The organism is Micromonospora sp. NPDC085948 (assembly GCF_040686315.1).
Lineage (GTDB): Bacteria > Actinomycetota > Actinomycetes > Mycobacteriales > Micromonosporaceae > Micromonospora.
On record NZ_JBFBJW010000011.1, the window covers coordinates 165,098 to 181,149 of the forward strand.

A 16,052-nucleotide genomic window follows, 5' to 3' on the forward strand; every position below is an offset into this window, starting at 1 on the left:
CGCTGCCCCGCGATCTTGCACTTTCTGTCGCGGCATAAGGGGCATACGCCACGCATCGCCGACAGAAACTGCAAGATCGCGCGAGGGGTGCGCCGGGTCGCGCCGGGGTCGCGCGGGGGCCGCCTATCCTGGGCGCGGGCGGCGACGAGGAGGAGCAGGTGCTGGTCATCCACGGGCTGTGGCTGCCCGGCGACGACTCGACCGGCGGCCTCGCCGTCTGGGCCGAGGACAGCGCCGCGCCACAGGCGCCGACCCGGTCCGGCCGGCCGCCCCGGGAACGCCCGCACCCCTTCGCCGCCGGGCACGCCGACCTGGTCGCCGTCCTCGCCGACGCCGCCGAACCGGCCCACCCCGGCACCGCGCTGCTCACCCTGCCCACCCGGGCGGGCGCGCCGGTCGACTCGCCCGAGCTGATCCGGACCGCCGTCGCACCCCCGGCCCGCGGCCGGCTCACCCTGGCCGGGTGGCGCGTCCCCGTGCTGATGTACGCCCCAGACGACGCGCTCTCGCTGCTCCGCGCCCTGGACGACCTCCCGGCGGTGCCCGGGTCAACCCTGCGCCACCTCGCCGACCTGGCCGACTTCGCCGCCGACCTGGTGACCCGCGGTCGAGTCCTCCCCGGCGTCGCCACGACGGCCGGTGGCACGGTCGCAGGGGCGTCGTCAGGCGGTTCCGTCCAGGTGCCGGCCCAGGCGGTCTGGCGTCCGCTGCTGACCGGCACCGACGCCGCCTGGGCGCGCTCGCTGGCGCTGGCCCTGCCGCCAGCCGCCCGAGCCGCCGTGGACTCCGCCACCCTTGACCCGGCCGGCATCGCGGCCTTGGCCGGTGGTTCGGGTGGGAGCGAGTTGACCGCGGCCGAGGTCGTCGCGGATGCGCTCGACGCGCTCACCGACGCCGCCGCGCGGGCCGCCCTGGCGACCACCACCCTGGCCCGGGGACTGCGCCCGGGTGGCCCGGCACCGGCCTGGTTGGCGGCGCTCGCCGGCCCGCAGCGTGACTTCACCGTCGATCCGACGGCGTTGGCCACGCTGCGCGAAGAGCTGGACGCCTGGCAGCGGGACGCCGCCGGCGGCCCGGTGCGGGCCAGTTTCCGACTGGTGGAGCCGGCCCCGGACGAGGTCACCGAACCGATCCTGGCGACCCGACCGGCGCCGAACGACATCGTGCCGGCGCCGGTCGAGTCGGTCGGTGGTGGGCGTTGGCGGCTGGAGTTCGGGTTGCAGGCCGCGGACGAGCCCGGCCTGCACGTCGACGCCGGGCAGGTCTGGCGGGCGCCGCAGACGCTCGGCGGCCTGGCCGGCCGGACGACCAGCCCGCAGGAGACGCTGCTCGCCGAGCTGGGCCGGGCCAGCCGGCTCTGGCCGGACCTGGACGCCGCACTGCGCACCGCCGCCCCCGAGGCGATGGGCCTCGACGTCGAGGGGGCGCACCGGTTCCTCAGCGAGGGCGCTCCGGTGCTGCACGCGGCCGGGTTCGGGGTGCTGCTGCCGTCCTGGTGGCAGCGCTCGTCGGCGCGGCTCGGCGCCCGGCTGCGGGCCCGCAGCCGCACCGCGCCCGGCACGGTCGGTGGCATGGAGGCCGGTGTCGGGCTGGATGCCCTGGTCGACTACCGCTGGGAGATCGCCCTCGGGGACCAGCCGCTGTCCGCCGAGGAGCTGGCCGCGTTGGCGGAGATGAAGACCCCGCTGGTACGGCTGCGCGGCCGGTGGGTCGAGCTGGACCCGGGGCGGCTCGCCGCCGGTCTGCGGCTGCTCCGCTCGGCGGGCGAGCTGACCGTCGCCGACCTGCTCCGCCTCGGGCTGGCCGACGGTGAGGCCACCGGGGCGCTGCCGGTGCTGGAGGTGACCGCCGACGGGGCGCTGGGCGACCTGCTCGCCGGTGCGGTCGAGCGTCGGCTCACCCCGCTGGACCCACCACCGGGCTTCCAGGGGACGTTGCGGCCGTACCAGCAGCGTGGGCTGGCCTGGCTGGCGTTCCTGCGTTCACTCGGCCTGGGTGGCGTGCTCGCCGACGACATGGGGCTGGGCAAGACGGTGCAACTGCTCGCGCTGCTCGCCGGGGACCCACCGGAGGCCGGACCGACGTTGCTCGTCTGTCCGATGTCGCTGGTCGGCAACTGGCAGCGGGAGGCGGCCCGGTTCACCCCGCAGCTGCGGGTGCACGTACACCATGGGGCGGAGCGGGCGCGGGGGGCGGAGTTCACCGCGACCGCGCACGGCGCGGACCTGGTCGTCACCACCTACTCGGTGGCCGCCCGCGACGCCGCCGACCTGGCCGGCATCGACTGGCACCGGGTGGTGGTGGACGAGGCGCAGGCGATCAAGAACGCGTCGACCCGGCAGGCCGAGGCGGTCCGCGCGTTGCCCGCCCGGCAGCGGGTGGCGGTGACCGGTACGCCGGTGGAGAACCGGCTCGCCGACCTGTGGTCGATCATGCAGTTCGCGAATCCGGGGTTGCTGGGGCCGGCGGCGACGTTCCGCAAACAGTTCGCCGAGCCGATCGAACGGCACGGCGACGCCGAGGCCGCCGAACGGCTCCGCCGGATCACCGGGCCGTTCGTGTTGCGCCGGCTCAAGACCGACTCGTCGATCATCTCGGATCTGCCGGAGAAGCTGGAGATGGAGGTGCTCTGCAACCTCACCGCCGAGCAGGCCGCCCTGTACCGGGTGGTGGTCGACGACATGCTGGCCCGGATCGAGACAAGCGACGGCATCGAGCGACGCGGCCTGGTGCTGGCCACCATGACCCGACTCAAGCAGGTCTGCAACCACCCGGCCCAACTGCTGCGTGACGGCTCGCCCCTGGAGGGCCGCTCCGGCAAGCTGGCCCGGCTCACCGAGATCATGGAAGAGGTGCTGGCGGCGGGGGAGCGGGCACTGCTCTTCACCCAGTACGCCGAGTTCGGCGCGATGCTGCGGGGTCACCTGTCGGCGCGGTTCGGCCGGGAGGTGCTGTTCCTGCACGGCGGCCTCGGTAAGGCCGAACGGGACGCCATGGTGCAGCGCTTCCAGTCGGCGGACGGTCCGTCGCTGTTCGTCCTCTCCCTCAAGGCCGGTGGCACCGGGCTCACCCTGACCGCCGCCAACCACGTGGTGCACGTGGACCGGTGGTGGAACCCGGCGGTGGAGGACCAGGCCACCGACCGGGCGTTCCGGATCGGGCAGCGTCGACGGGTGCAGGTCCGCAAGTTCGTCTGCGCCGGCACGGTCGAGGAGAAGGTGGCCGCGATGATCGCGGACAAGCGCAGCCTCGCCGAGCGGGTGGTCGGCACCGGCGAGCAGTGGATCACCGAGCTGTCCACCGGTCAGTTGCGGGACCTGTTCACCCTGGAGGCCGGGGCGGTGGTGGAGTGAGCGAGCGGAGCGCGCGAACCATCAGGCACAGCGTGGTGCCTCACGCCGGCGCGGAGCGCAGCGGAGCGCTGGCGTGACCGACTTCGCCGACTACGGGCGCCCCCGCCGGGTCGACGGGGGACTGCGGGCACGCAGCGCCCGAGGGGCGATCGGTCGCTCCTGGTGGTCGCGGCGGTTTCTGGAGGTGCTGGAGTCGTTCGCGCTGGGCACCCGGCTGACCCGTGGCCGGTCGTACGCGCGGGCCGGCCAGGTGCTCACGCTGGACATCGCGCCCGGACGGGTCAGCGCGGTGGTGCAGGGCTCCCGGCCGCAGCCGTACCAGGCATCCATCGCGCTGAAGCCGTTTCCGTCCGCGCTCTGGTCCCGGATCGAGGCGGAGCTGGCCGGCCAGGCGTTCTTCAGCGCCCGGCTGCTCGCCGGGGACCTCCCCGACGAGTTGGAGGAGCTGTTCATCGCCGCCGGCGCGCCGCTCTTCCCGACCGGCGTGGACGAGCTGACCCAGCGGTGCAACTGCCCCGACTTCGCCGTGCCGTGCAAGCACCTCGCGGCGACGTTCTACCTGCTGGCCGAGGCGTTCGACGCGGACCCGTTCGAGCTGCTGCACTGGCGCGGTCGATCCCGTGCCGAGTTGCTCGACGAGTTGCGTGCCCGGCGGGTCGAGGCCACCGGAACGGCCCTGCCACACGCCCCGGTCGATCCACCGTCCGAAGCGGACGACGAGGGATCGACTGTGGACGTCGTGGCACCCGTCGGTGCGGCCCGTGCGCTGGCCGGTCTGCCGGCAACTCCGCTGGCCGACGCCGCGGACCGGTTCTGGATGCCGCCGGTGCCGCTGCCCGATCGGCCACCCCGGCTGGCGACCGGCCCCGACCTGCTGCTGCGCCAGCTCGGAGCGCCAGCGCCGGCCATCGGCGGGCCGGGACTGCTCGAACGGTTGCGCCGCGCGTACCGGGCGTTCAACCCGGCCGACCGGTGAGCCGTCACGTCCACCGGCGGCGGAACCGCCACATGACCGCGGCGTTGGCCACCAGCACCACCGCGCAGATCGCGCCGGTCAACCGACCGGCGAACACGGCTATCGCCGGCAGCGACGCCCACAGCACGATGGTCAACAACATCAGGTAGCGGCCCCTGCGGGCCCGGGCCCGGTGGTCCAGCCGGTTGAAGAAGGCCGGGTCACTCTCCCGGAGCTGACGGGTGATCTGGTCGAATCTGCGCTGATCCTCTTTGCTGAGCATGGCGCTGCCTTCCCCTCACGCGTTCAGCGGTTCGGCGGCATACCCGCTGCTGCGGCGGCTCACGCTCACCCGCTGCTGCTACTTTTCCGCCACGTGAGGTCACCTCATCTCCGGCTTACCCAAACCTTAAGTTTGCCTGTGGTGGTGAACGACGCGGAACGTGTCGCGTGTGGCGGAGCGGTCCGGTCTGTGCCCGGCTGCCGCGCGTCCGCCCTGCTGGGAAGCTCCGCGCCCGCCCGGCGCCCGGCGCCCGACCGCGATGCCGCACTGAGCGCTGTCTTAAGTGCCCTCGCGAGGGTGTTCAGCCCACCTTGAAGGCACCTGAGTGCTTGGTTACCTTGCCGTAGCAACCCCCCTCAGGCAACAGTCGCCGCACCTGCCGCACCTGCCCGGTCGCAGCTTCCGGCGCTCATCAGAAATCGGGATTGGTACATGGCCGACCAGAATGTGCCACCACGCCGACCGCGGGACGACCGCGGTTGGGACGGACGCCAGCACCACAACGCGGACGGCTACGGCGACCCCAGCACGTCCGCGCCCTACGGGTACGAGTCGCCCCACCCCTACCAGGGCGGCTACCCCGCGCAGGCCGACCCGCGCGAGCAGTACGGCGACGGTTACGCCCACGCCGGACACCCCGCCCCCGGCCCGCGTGGACCGCAGTGGGTCGGCCCGGAGGGTCTCGGCCGGCCGGCGCCGGCGCGACCGGCCGGTGCCGGACTGCCCGCTCTGGACGATGACGACGACTCGGGCCGCAAGGTCGGCCGGCGCAAGGCCGTGTTCGCCCTCGGCGGCACCGCTGCCGTCGTCGCCGGTGGCGCGGCGCTCGCCATGACCCCGCAGATCCGTGGCCTCTTCGGCGACGGGACGACGGCGGCGGCGAAGGCTGGCGACGCGACCGGCAGCACGGTGACCGACGGCACCGCGGCGCGGCCCAGCGGCCAGCAGCCCAGCACGGTGCGGACGTACACCGAGCAGAACGAGAGCTACATGGGCTCCCGGGCCGGCGAGGCGTTGAAGAAGAACGCGCCAACGACCGGACGGACCCTGTCCGGTCCGGCCGCCGCCGCCACGTCGACCAAGGTGACCGTCAAGACGGTGCTGGCCAAGGACCCGATCCTGCACCTGGCCCGGCGCGCCACCTTCGGACCGACGCCCGAGGTGATCGCCGACATCAAGAGCAAGGGCATCGACGCCTGGATCCGCGCCCAGTTGGAGCCGGACAAGATCGAGCCGAGCAAGGCCGAGCTGAAGCTCGCCGAGTTGCCGACCCTGAAGCTCGACCCACAGCAGTTGCGCGCCCAGCGGGACCAGCTCAACGACCAGGGCGCCCAGCCGGAGCGGGAGATGGTGGACGCCACCATCGCCCGGCAGATCTGGTCCAAGCGCCAGCTGTTCGAGGTGATGGTCGACTTCTGGAACGACTTCCTGCACGTCGCCGCCGACTTCGACGGCGGCGAGGCCTACCGCAACTCGTTCGACCAGGACGTCGTGCGCAAGCACGCGCTGGGCAGCTACCCGGAGATGCTTGTCGCCGCGAACAAGCACCCCGCGCTGCTGATCTACCTGAACCAGAAGGACTCCCGCAAGGACGCGATCAACGAGAACCTCGCCCGGGAGAACCTGGAGCTCTACTCGGTCGGCGTCGACGGTGGTTACGAGGAGCAGGACGTCCGGCAGGCGGCGATGCTGCAGACCGGCCGCGGCATCGACCGCGAGGGCAAGTACGTCTTCAAGCCCGAGCAGCACTACGTCGGCAAGGTCAAGATCCTCGGCTTCACCCACGCCAACGACTCGCTGGACCCGAAGAAGGCCGACGCGGCGATCGACGCGTACATCGCCTACATCGCGCTGCACCCGTCGACGGCGAAGTACGTCGCGCAGAGCCTGGCGACCCGGTTCGTCTCGGACACCCCGCCGAAGTCCCTGGTGGACCGGCTCGCGAAGACGTACACCACGAACAACGGCCTGATCAAGCCGGTGTTGATGGCACTGTTCTCCTCCTCGGAGTTCTGGGCCGGTGTGGGCCAGAAGGTGCGCCGGCCGATGGAGTACCTGGTCGCCACGTACCGCACCCTGGGTGTCTCACCGGAGGCGTCGCCGAAGCACAACAACGGCGACAACAAGCGCACCCCGTACGCCCGGGGCCTGCGGCAGATCCACGACAAGCTGCGCGAGCTGGGCCACTTCCCGATGGGTCAGCCCACCCCGGACGGCTACCCGGATGTCTACGTCGCCTGGACGTCGGCCGGCACCATGGTCAACGGCTGGAACGAGGCGGGCGAGATCATCGGCGGTTACCGCACCACCTTCACGTACACAGCCCCGGAGAAGTTGGTCGCCGCGCCGCCGGCCACCGCCGGGGCGTACGTGGACGCGCTCTCCCAGCGGCTGGTGGGTCAGAAGCTGAGCACGCGGGAGAAGGACCTGATCCTCAATGTGGCCGGTGTCCCGCCGACTGCCAAGGTCGACGCCACGTTCAACGGGGCCATCACCGCCGTCGCGCGGGCGATCCTCGCTTCCCCCCAGCACCACCTCCGGTGAGGCACCCGATGGAGAAGACTGTGTACAACTCTTTCCCCCTGCACCCCGAATGCCCCGATGTGCGACGGCTGGCCGACAACCCGGCCGAGGCGTTGCTGCGCGCGGAGGCGGACATCGTCGCCGCCGAGAGCGCCGCCGAGCGGGACCGCTACCGCACCCTGGAGAATCTGGAGGAGGCGCAGCAGGACGGTCGTGGCGTCACCCGCCGGACCTTCGTCGTGGGTGCCGCGGCCACCGCCACCGCCCTGGCCACCGCCCAGTTCGTCACCACGTCGGCGTCGTTCGCCGCGACCCCGACTGGCACCCTGATCCACGTCTTCCTCTACGGCGGCCTGGACGGGCTGAGCCTGGTCGCGCCGGACAACGACCCCGTGCTCGCCAAGGACCGTCCCGACCTGCTGCTCGGCAACGACTCGTTGGCCCTGGACCGCGGGTTCAAGATGACCAGCGCGTTCAAGCCGTTGGAGAAGTGGCTGGCGGCCGGTCAGCTGGGCTTCGTCCCGGGGACCTCGGACCCGCGCCTGTCGCGCAGCCACTTCCAGGCCGCGGACGCCTGCAACCTGGGTGGCCTGCCCAACGAGACCGGTGGCCGGGGCTGGCTCGACGGCCTCGTCGACCACCTGGGCAAGGGCACCGCGTTCCGCAGCGTCGGCATCGGCAGCACGCTGCCCCGTTCGCTGGTGGGCACCAACGGCGCCCTGTCGCTGAACAACGTGGGATCGCTGCGGCTCAACGGCGACCAGAAGTACCGGGCCGCCACCGAGGCGGCCATCCGGGGGCTCTTCACCGGGATCAACCACCCGGTGGAGGAGGCCGTGCAGGAGGGCATGGGTGCGCTGGCCACCGCCCAGCAGTTGGCGGCCAAGCCGTACGAGCCCGCCGAGGGCGTCAAGTACGAGGGCGTCGGCAACTCGTTCAAGCAGCTCGCCCAACTGATCAAGGGCGGCGCGAACGTCCGGGTCGCCACCGTCGGGATGGGCGGTTACGACACCCACGAGAACCAGGGCACCGCCGCGGGCGGCCAACTGCACCGCAAGTTGAACGAGCTGGCCACCGCGATGGCGGCCTTCTTCACCGACCTCGGTCCGCAGGCCGCCGACGTGACGATCATGGTGTCCAGCGAGTTCGGTCGTCGGATCCGCTCCAACACCGGCGGCACCGACCACGGGCACGGTGGGGTGGTCACGATCCTCTCCGGCAAGAAGCTGGCCGGTTCGCTGCTCGGCGACTGGAACGGTCTGGACAAGCCGGACTCCGGTGACGTGCCGGAGTACAACAACATGTTCAACGTGTACGGCGCGGTGGCCCAGGGCCGGTTCGGGCTCACCAACGCGGAGGTCGAGAAGGTCTTCCCCCGCCAGAAGTACGCCCCGATGAAGCTGTACGCGTGACGTACCCGCACACCCACGCCGCCGGCCGTCGTACCGGGACCTCGTCCCGGCACGGCGGCCGGTCGGCTGCTCCCGTACCCCCGCAGGTCCCGGACCGGCGCGGACCCGGCGGCCGGCGGCTGCTGGGCCTGCTGCTCCTGGTCGGCCTGCTCGCCAGCGTGCTGCCGTGGTGGCTGGGCACCCCCGCCGGTTCGTTGCGCAGCACCGCGTCCACCGTCACCGCAGCCGGCCGGATCAGCGGTCTGATCGCCGGCTACCTGCTGCTGGTGCAGGTGCTGATGATGAGCCGGCTGCCGGTGCTGGAGCGGTGGATCGGCGGTGAGCAGATAGCCCGCTGGCACCGCGACGTCGGCGCCACCCTGCTGGTCGCCGTGCTGGCGCACCTGTCGCTGATCATCGTCGGCTACTCGGACCTGCGGAACCAGTCGCTCCTCGCCGAGGTCGGCACGCTGCTCGGCGACTACGAGGACATGGTGTCGGCGTTCGTCGCCGCCGGCCTCATGATGCTTGTCGGGTTCAGCAGCATCCGGGGGATCCGCCGGGCGCTGCCCTACGAGATGTGGCACCTGCTGCACCTGTCCAGCTACCTGATCCTGCTGCTCGGCTTCGGCCACCAGTTCGCCCACGGCGCGCAGCTGTACAAGCCCGGTCCGGTGCGCACCGGCTGGATCGCGCTCTACGTGCTGGTGGTCGCCGCCCTGCTCTGGGGCCGGGTGCTCGCGCCGTTGGCGTTCAACCTGCGCTACCGGCTGCGGGTCGCCGACGTGGTCGCCGAGAGCCCCGACACCATCTCCATCTATCTCACCGGCGAGCGGCTCGGCCGGCTGACGATGCTCGGTGGCCAGTACTTCCGCTGGCGTTTCCTCACCCGGGGCTGCTGGTGGCAGTCGCACCCGTTCTCCGTCTCCGCCGCCGCGAACGGTCGCTGGCTGCGGCTCACCGTCAAGGTCGTCGGCACGCACACCGCGGACCTGCGCGACCTGACCCCGGGCAGCCGGGTCTGGGCGGAAGGCCCATCGGGCACCTTCACGGCCGCGCACCGGGTCCGCGAGCGGGCACTGCTGATCGCGGGCGGCAGCGGCATCACGCCGATCCGGGCGATGCTGGAGGAGCTGCCGCCGGGCGCGGCCCTGATCTACCGGGCCCGTACGCCCGCCGACGTGCTGCTCAGCCGTGAGCTGGACTGGCTGGCGCAGGAGCGGCACACCTCGGTCTGGTACGTCATCGGCTCCCGCGACGACCCCGGTCCCCGTCAGCTGATGAGCCCGGACGGGTTGCGGCAACTGGTGCCCGACGTGGCCCGGCGCGACGTCTACCTGTGCGGGCCGCCCGGCCTGGTGGAGCAGTCGGTCCGCGCGCTGCGCGGCGCCGGTGTGCCCCGACGGCAGATCCATCTGGCCACGTTCGAGTTGTAGGAAGGCATCCCCATGCGTCGCGCGTTGCTCGCGATCACCGGCCTGGCCGCCAGCACCACCGCGCTCGTGGTGTTCAAGGGCTCGCCGGGCGCCACCCAGGTCGCCCAGAACCTGCCGACCGCCCAGCCGGTCAACCCCACCCCGCAGGGTGTCGACCCGGCCGCCGAACCGCCCGCCGGCGCGACCGCCGAACCGCCCGCCGGGGCACCGACGCCGTCGGTGAAGCCCAGCGCGCCGTCGTCGGCCAAACCCACCAAGAGCACCACCCGGCCGCCCAGCACCCCCCGTGCCACCACGAAGGCTCCCTCCGCGCCGCGGACCACCACCAAGGCGCCGGAGTCGACCACGCGGCGGGTCACGGGGCCGGGCGTGGACAACGAGTACGGCTTCGTCCAGGTGCAGATCGTCGTCTCCGGCACCCGGATCGTCGAGGCCGTCTCGCTGTCGCTGCCCAGCGGCGGCGAGTCCGACATCCACAGCGACGACGTCAGCAGCAGGTACGACGGCACCGGCGGCGAGGTGGTGCAGAAGCAGAGCGCCAACGTCAACACCGTCTCCGGCGCCACCGAGACCAGCAACTCCTACAAGCAGTCCCTGCGGGGCGCGATCGAGCAGGCGTTCTGACGTGCCGGCCGCGATGATCCGACCCGGGCTGTGCCGGGTCGAGCAGATCATGGGTACGGCGATCACCCTGGACCTGGCCGACGACCTGCCCCCGGCGGCCCTGCACGAGTTGGCCGACGACGTCTTCGCCTGGATGCGCGAGGTGGACGCCCGGTTCAGCACGTACCGGCCGGACAGCGAGGTGTGCCGCTTCGACCGGGGTGAGGTGCTGCTCTCCGAGGCGTCCGCGGATCTGCGGTTCGTGCTGGAGGCCTGCGCGGACCTGTGGGGTGCCACCGACGGCTTCTTCGACGCGTACGCCACCGGGCGGCTCGACCCGTCCGGCTTCGTCAAGGGTTGGGCCGCTCAGGTCGCCTCGGATCGCCTGCTCGCGGCCGGCGCGGCGAACCACTGCGTGAACGCCGGCGGTGACGTGCGGGTGCGCGGCCTCTCCCCGGCCGGGGCGCCGTGGCGCGTCGGCATCCGGCACCCCTGGGACGCCATGGCGACCTGCCTGGTGCTCACCGGCACCGACCTGGCGGTGGCCACGTCCGGCGTCTACGAGCGTGGCCGGCACGTGCTGGACCCGCGCCGGGGCGCCCCGGCCAGCGGGTTGCGCTCGGTGACAGTGGTCGGCGCGGACCTCGGTGTGGCCGACGCGTACGCCACCGCCGCCCTCGCCATGGGAACACCCGGCCTCGGCTGGCTGAACGGCCTCGACGACCACACCCACGCGGTGGTGACCGACGACGCCCGCCAGTACGGTTCCGCCGGCCTGCCGCTCACCGACTAGAAGGCCGCGCAGCCCGGCCGGGGCTCCTAGCGGACCGGGCGGTGGGTGCCGGCCGGGCGGGAGCCGGTGGGGCGTGGGCGGCCGGGACGCGAGCCGGACGGCCGGGTGCCGGCCCACCGGTGGCGTGGGTGGCTGCGGCGGGGCGGTTCGGTGCCGCCGGGATGAGGCGCCCTGTCGTTCGTGGACATCGTTCCCCCGTTCGTGGCGCGCGTTCGCGCCGTCTCCCTGTCAACGAGGACCGGCGCCCCGGCGACGCTGTCGGGCACCTGATGGAATCGTCGGCCGGGCACGTCTCACATGCCTCGTCGGGGCAGTGGCAGGTGGCCGGGGAGCAGGTCGGGGGCGAGCGTCACCCCGGCGGCGCGCAGCGCCCCGATCAACGTGTTCTGCACGAGGTACGAATCCGGCAGCTGCCAGCGGGCCTGCTCGGGGGCGACCGCCCAGCGGACCGTGCCCTCCGGCAGTCGGGTGGGCGGCGCGGGGACCCACGAGCCCGGCCCGTGCCGGACCACGTGGAAGCAGTGCTCCAACTCCGGCCGGAGCGGGTCACCGGGGCGGACCAGGAACATCCACCGCCCGGTGGGGGTGACCAGCACCGGTCCTCGTACGCCGGTGCCGGCCGGGTGGATCTGCACCGCGTCGAGCACGTGCCGGCCCAGGTGGGCGGGCACCTCCAGCACGTCGAAGGCCCGGCCGGTGGGCAGCAGCACCCCGTGTGGACGGTTCCGCCACCAGGTGGCCACCCGGGCCGGGTCGGCGCTGGCGGCCAACTCCCAGTTCTCCAGGGCGGGATGGCAACCCACGGTGGGACAGCCGGCCCGGCCGCAGACGAAACGGCTGCGGGCCAGACAGGCCCCCGGCGTGACCTCCCACCCGTGCGTGGCGTACCGCATGGCGACCCGGCGCAGCCGGACTCGTTCCAGCGGTGACAGTTCGGCGACGCGCGGTCCGACGTTCCCCCACATGTGTGCCATCTCCCTTCGTCGGGCCCGGCGGTCGCCAGGTCGCATGTCGAGCACCGTCACTGCCGTAACCCACGATCGTTGAGGTTGACGAACGGCTCGTGCAACTTGCACGAAAAGTACGAGGACTGGCTGTACGGCTGACGTACATCGTGTGCGACCAGCGAAAACCTGAAAGCGAACGGCCGTCGTCGCACCCGCGGACATCGCCCCGGCTCGATCGGTCGGCGGCGGCAGGGGAGGATGGGCAGATGGACGAGCTACCCATAGGACGGCGAGTGGCGTACTGGCGGGGACGCCGCAAGATGTCCCAGCAGGTCTTCGCCGACCGGCTGGGAAAGTCCAAGAGCTGGGTGGACAAGGTCGAACGCGGCGTCCGCCGGTTGGACAAGTTCTCCGTCCTCTACGAGATCGCCGACATCCTCCAGGTCGACGTGCAGCTCCTGCTGGGCAAGGACCCGGAGCGCCGCACCGACGCGCTGAACTGCATCGACCAGGTCGAGGTGCAGGAGATCCGGGCGGCGCTGGAACGCTACGACTCGATGAGCGCGTACTTCGACGCGGTGCCGTGTCCGCCGCCGCTTGACGACCTGCGCAAGGCCGTCAACCACGCCTGGCTGACCTACCAGTACGGCCGCTACGGCATGCTCACCCGGGCGCTGCCCAAGCTGCTGCGCGACGCACAGGCCGCCGACGCCGCCTACGGCGGTGACCGGGCACCCGAGGCGGCCCACCTGCTCGGGCAGGTCTACCAGATCGCCTCCTCGGTGCTGCGCAAGCTCGGCGAGTGCGACCTCGCCTGGTTGGCCGCCGACCGGTCGATGGCGGTGGCCCAGCGGGCCGACGACCCTCTGCTGGCCGGCATCGCGACCACCCGGGTCTGCAACGCGCTCGTCGCGATGGGCCGGGCCCGCCCTGCGCTGGAGCTGAACGTCCAGATCGCCAACCGGCTGGCCCCGGGTGGGAGCAACGGGGTCACCCCGGCCCGCCTCTCCGTCTACGGGATGCTGCTGCTCCAGGGTGCGATGGCCGCGTCGCGCATCGGTGACACGGCGAGCGTCGACGACCTCATCAACTGCGCGCAGGAGGCCGCCACGCTGCTCGGCGGCGACCACAACCACTACTGGACGTCGTTCGGCCCGACGAACGTCGAACTGCACCGGGCCGCCGCCGCGGTGGAGCTGGGTGACGGGGGGCGGGCCGTGGAGGTGCACCAGATGCGCATCGCGGAGCCCGCCTTCAACGCGCTGCTGCCCGAACGTCGCGCCCACCACCTGCTCGACATCGCCCGCGGGTACGCCCAACTGGGCGACGTGGCGAACGCCGGCGAGATGCTGCTGCTCGGTGACCGACTCGCTCCGTCGGAGGTCCGCTGCCGGCCGATCGCCCACGAGGTGATGTCGGACATCCTTCGTCGCACACGTGGTGCGCCGCCTTCTCCGGTAGCGGAGTTGGCTGAGCACATGGGAGTAGGGGTATGAGCGCGGAGCCGGTGTGATGGCCGGTTCAGCACGCCACAGCGGGCACCGCCAGGTGCTCTACGTCATCGCCTGCGGTTCACCGCTGGCCCGGCACGTCGGTCGCCTGGTCGACCTTGCCCAGCAGGATGGTTGGGACGTCTGCGTGGTCGTCACCCCGGACGGGGCGAAGTTCGTCGACCAGGCCGCACTGGCCCGGCAGACCGGCCACCCGGTGCGGACGCACTACAAGAATCCCGGTGACCCGGACGTGTTGCCGCCCGCCGACGCCATGATCGTCTGCCCGGCCACCGTCAACACGGTCAACAAGTGGGCGGCCGGGATCACCGACACCCTGGCGCTCGGGTTGCTGGTCGAGGCGCAGGGCAAGGGCGTCCCCATCGTCGCGGTGCCGTACACCAACGCCGCGATGGCCGTCCACCCCGCGTTCCGCGCCGGGGTGGCCCGGCTGGCCGAGTGGGGCGTCACGGTGCTCTTCGGTGACCACGTGATCGCCCTGCATCCGCCCGGCACGGGGGAGCAGTACCTGCACACCTTCCCGTGGACGATGCCGCTCGCCGCCCTGGACGCCGTCTCCGTGAGCGCTGCCTGACGCTCACCCGTACGGCCTGCCCGCGACCCGGCCTGGCCGGGTGTCACCGCTGGACCGCCCCCGCGCCGGTAAGCTGGCCCGCCGTGAGCACTAGCAGATCCGCCCCCACGGTGACCGAGGTGGTGGCCGAGCTGGAACGGCGCTATCCACCGGCCTGGGCCGAGGAGTGGGACCGGGTGGGCCTGGTGCTCGGCGAGCCGGCCGCCCCGGTCCGCCGGGTGCTCTGCGTCGTCGACGTGGTGCCCGAGACGGTCGCCGAGGCCCTCGCCGCCGACGTGGACATGATCGTCGCGCATCACCCCCTGCTGCTGCGCGGGGTCTCCTCGGTGGCTCCGACGACCTTCAAGGGCCGGATCATCCACCAGCTGATCCGGGCCGGGGTGGCGCTCTACGCGGCGCACACCAACGCCGATGTGGCCGCCCCGGGCGTCTCCGACGCCCTCGCCGCCCGATTCGGGCTGACCGGGCTGCGCCCGCTGCAGCGGCCCGCGCCCGGCTCGGCCGCCCACGGCGACGACCGGGGCTTCGGCCGGATCGGGGAGCTGCCCCAGCCGATGACTCTCGCCGAGCTGACCCGACACGCGGCCGCCGTGCTCCCCGTCACGTCCTGGGGAGTTCGCGCGGCGGGGGATCCCGGGCGTATGGTTCGTACCCTCGCCGTCAGCGGCGGGTCGGGGGACAGCTTCCTCGGCGCCGCGACCGCCGCCGGGGTGGACGCGTTCCTCACCGCCGACCTGCGGCACCACCCGGCCGGCGAGCACCTCGCCGCCGATGGTCCCGCCCTGATCGACGCCGCCCACTGGGCGACCGAACGACCGTGGCTGGACGACCTGGCCGCCCTCCTGCGGGAGGCGCTGGGCGTCGAGACGCTGGTGTCCGACCTGGACACCGACCCGTGGACCGTGCACGCCGCCGCACCCGCTGTGGACGACAAGGAGCCCGACCGTGAAGGCTGACCCTCAGGTGCAGCGCCGCCTGCTCGACCTCCAGGCGATCGACACCAACCTCGCCCAGCTCGCGCACCGCCGGCGTTCGCTGCCGGAGCGGGCCGAACTGGAGTCGCTGGCCCGGGAGTTGTCGTCGTTGGAGGATGAGCGGGTCCGCGCCCAGGTGGCGGTCGACGACCTGGACCGGGACATCGCCCGGTTGGAGAAGGACGTCGAGCAGGTCCGCGCCCGCAAGGAGAAGGACGAGAACCGGCTCGCCGCAGGCACCGGCCCGGCCCGGGAGTTGGAGGCGCTCCAGCACGAGCTGGTCTCGTTGAACCGGCGCCAGGGCGACCTGGAGGACGCCGAGCTGGAGCTGATGGAGCAGCGCGAGACCGCGCAGGGCGTCCTGGACGGCGTGGAGCAGCGGCTGGCCGAGACCCGGGACAAGCGGGCCGCGACCGAGCAGCGCCGCGACGACGCGATGGCCGAGATCGCCAAGGAGGAGGAGTTCAAGCGCGGCGCCCGTCAGCCGCTCGCCGCCGACCTCCCGGCCGACCTGGTCACCCTCTACGACAAGATCCGCGCGGACACGGGGTTGGGTGCCGCGCTGCTCACCATGGGCCGCTGCGGCGGCTGCCGGCTGGACCTGTCCGGCGCCGACCTGGCCCGGATCCGCAAGGCCGCCCCGGACGACGTGGTCCGCTGCGAGGACTGCCGGCGGATCATGGTCCGCACCAACGAGTCGGGTCTGTAG

Annotated in this window: 13 protein-coding genes; 11 read left to right on the forward strand and 2 right to left on the reverse strand. The window is 72.7% G+C overall.

Annotated features, from left to right (window positions below):
• The first annotated feature begins 158 nt into the window (after window positions 1-158).
• Both AB0O48_RS25225 and AB0O48_RS25230 read left to right on the forward strand, forming a co-directional pair.
• Complete coding sequence (locus AB0O48_RS25225; RefSeq protein WP_365068681.1) at window positions 159-3,353, forward strand: DEAD/DEAH box helicase; 3,195 nt, start codon at window positions 159-161, stop codon at window positions 3,351-3,353.
• Window positions 3,354-3,426: 73 nt separating this feature from the next.
• Window positions 3,427-4,329, forward strand: coding sequence for an SWIM zinc finger family protein (locus AB0O48_RS25230; protein WP_365068683.1), 903 nt, complete (start codon window positions 3,427-3,429; stop codon window positions 4,327-4,329).
• A gap of 4 nt (window positions 4,330-4,333) precedes the next feature.
• Here the strand turns inward: AB0O48_RS25230 and AB0O48_RS25235 are convergent, their stop codons facing one another.
• A complete protein-coding gene (locus AB0O48_RS25235) occupies window positions 4,334-4,591 on the reverse strand; it encodes a DUF3040 domain-containing protein (protein ID WP_357244910.1) in 258 nt (85 codons plus the stop codon).
• A 432-nt stretch (window positions 4,592-5,023) separates the two neighbouring features.
• On the opposite strand from AB0O48_RS25235, the gene AB0O48_RS25240 reads away from it, so the two are divergent.
• The 5 genes from AB0O48_RS25240 to AB0O48_RS25260 are packed head-to-tail and all read left to right on the forward strand — an operon-like array spanning window position 5,024 to window position 11,337.
• The gene (locus AB0O48_RS25240; RefSeq protein ID WP_365068686.1) at window positions 5,024-7,135 is read left to right on the forward strand and encodes a DUF1800 domain-containing protein; all 2,112 of its coding nucleotides are present in this window, start codon (window positions 5,024-5,026) and stop codon (window positions 7,133-7,135) included.
• 8 nt (window positions 7,136-7,143) lie between these two features.
• A complete protein-coding gene (locus AB0O48_RS25245) occupies window positions 7,144-8,526 on the forward strand; it encodes a DUF1501 domain-containing protein (protein ID WP_357244914.1) in 1,383 nt (460 codons plus the stop codon).
• Entirely contained in the window at window positions 8,523-9,941 is a 1,419-nt protein-coding gene (locus AB0O48_RS25250) for a ferredoxin reductase family protein (RefSeq protein ID WP_357244916.1), read from the forward strand. The genes AB0O48_RS25245 and AB0O48_RS25250 overlap by 4 nt, the downstream gene beginning before the upstream one ends.
• Window positions 9,942-9,953: 12 nt before the next feature.
• On the forward strand, window positions 9,954-10,565 hold the full coding sequence (locus tag AB0O48_RS25255) for an FMN-binding protein (RefSeq protein ID WP_357244918.1): 612 nt from the start codon (window positions 9,954-9,956) through the stop codon (window positions 10,563-10,565).
• A 49-nt stretch (window positions 10,566-10,614) separates the two neighbouring features.
• Window positions 10,615-11,337, forward strand: a complete 723-nt coding sequence (locus tag AB0O48_RS25260) for an FAD:protein FMN transferase (protein WP_357245200.1) — start codon at window positions 10,615-10,617, stop codon at window positions 11,335-11,337.
• A gap of 293 nt (window positions 11,338-11,630) precedes the next feature.
• Here the strand turns inward: AB0O48_RS25260 and AB0O48_RS25265 are convergent, their stop codons facing one another.
• Window positions 11,631-12,302: a bifunctional DNA primase/polymerase gene (locus AB0O48_RS25265; RefSeq protein ID WP_365068688.1), complete on the reverse strand. Its 672-nt coding sequence runs from the start codon at window positions 12,300-12,302 to the stop codon at window positions 11,631-11,633.
• Window positions 12,303-12,550: 248 nt separating this feature from the next.
• Between AB0O48_RS25265 and AB0O48_RS25270 the strand changes: the two genes are divergently transcribed.
• The 4 genes from AB0O48_RS25270 to AB0O48_RS25285 all read left to right on the forward strand — a co-directional run bounded on the left by AB0O48_RS25270 (window position 12,551) and on the right by AB0O48_RS25285 (window position 16,052).
• Window positions 12,551-13,780, forward strand: coding sequence for a helix-turn-helix domain-containing protein (locus AB0O48_RS25270; RefSeq protein WP_357244922.1), 1,230 nt, complete (start codon window positions 12,551-12,553; stop codon window positions 13,778-13,780).
• A 16-nt stretch (window positions 13,781-13,796) separates the two neighbouring features.
• Window positions 13,797-14,369, forward strand: coding sequence for a flavoprotein (locus AB0O48_RS25275; protein WP_365068690.1), 573 nt, complete (start codon window positions 13,797-13,799; stop codon window positions 14,367-14,369).
• Window positions 14,370-14,452: 83 nt separating this feature from the next.
• A complete protein-coding gene (locus AB0O48_RS25280; protein ID WP_357571396.1) occupies window positions 14,453-15,325 on the forward strand; it encodes a Nif3-like dinuclear metal center hexameric protein in 873 nt (290 codons plus the stop codon).
• Entirely contained in the window at window positions 15,315-16,052 is a 738-nt protein-coding gene (locus AB0O48_RS25285) for a C4-type zinc ribbon domain-containing protein (RefSeq protein ID WP_357244928.1), read from the forward strand. Before AB0O48_RS25280 ends, AB0O48_RS25285 begins: the two co-directional genes overlap by 11 nt.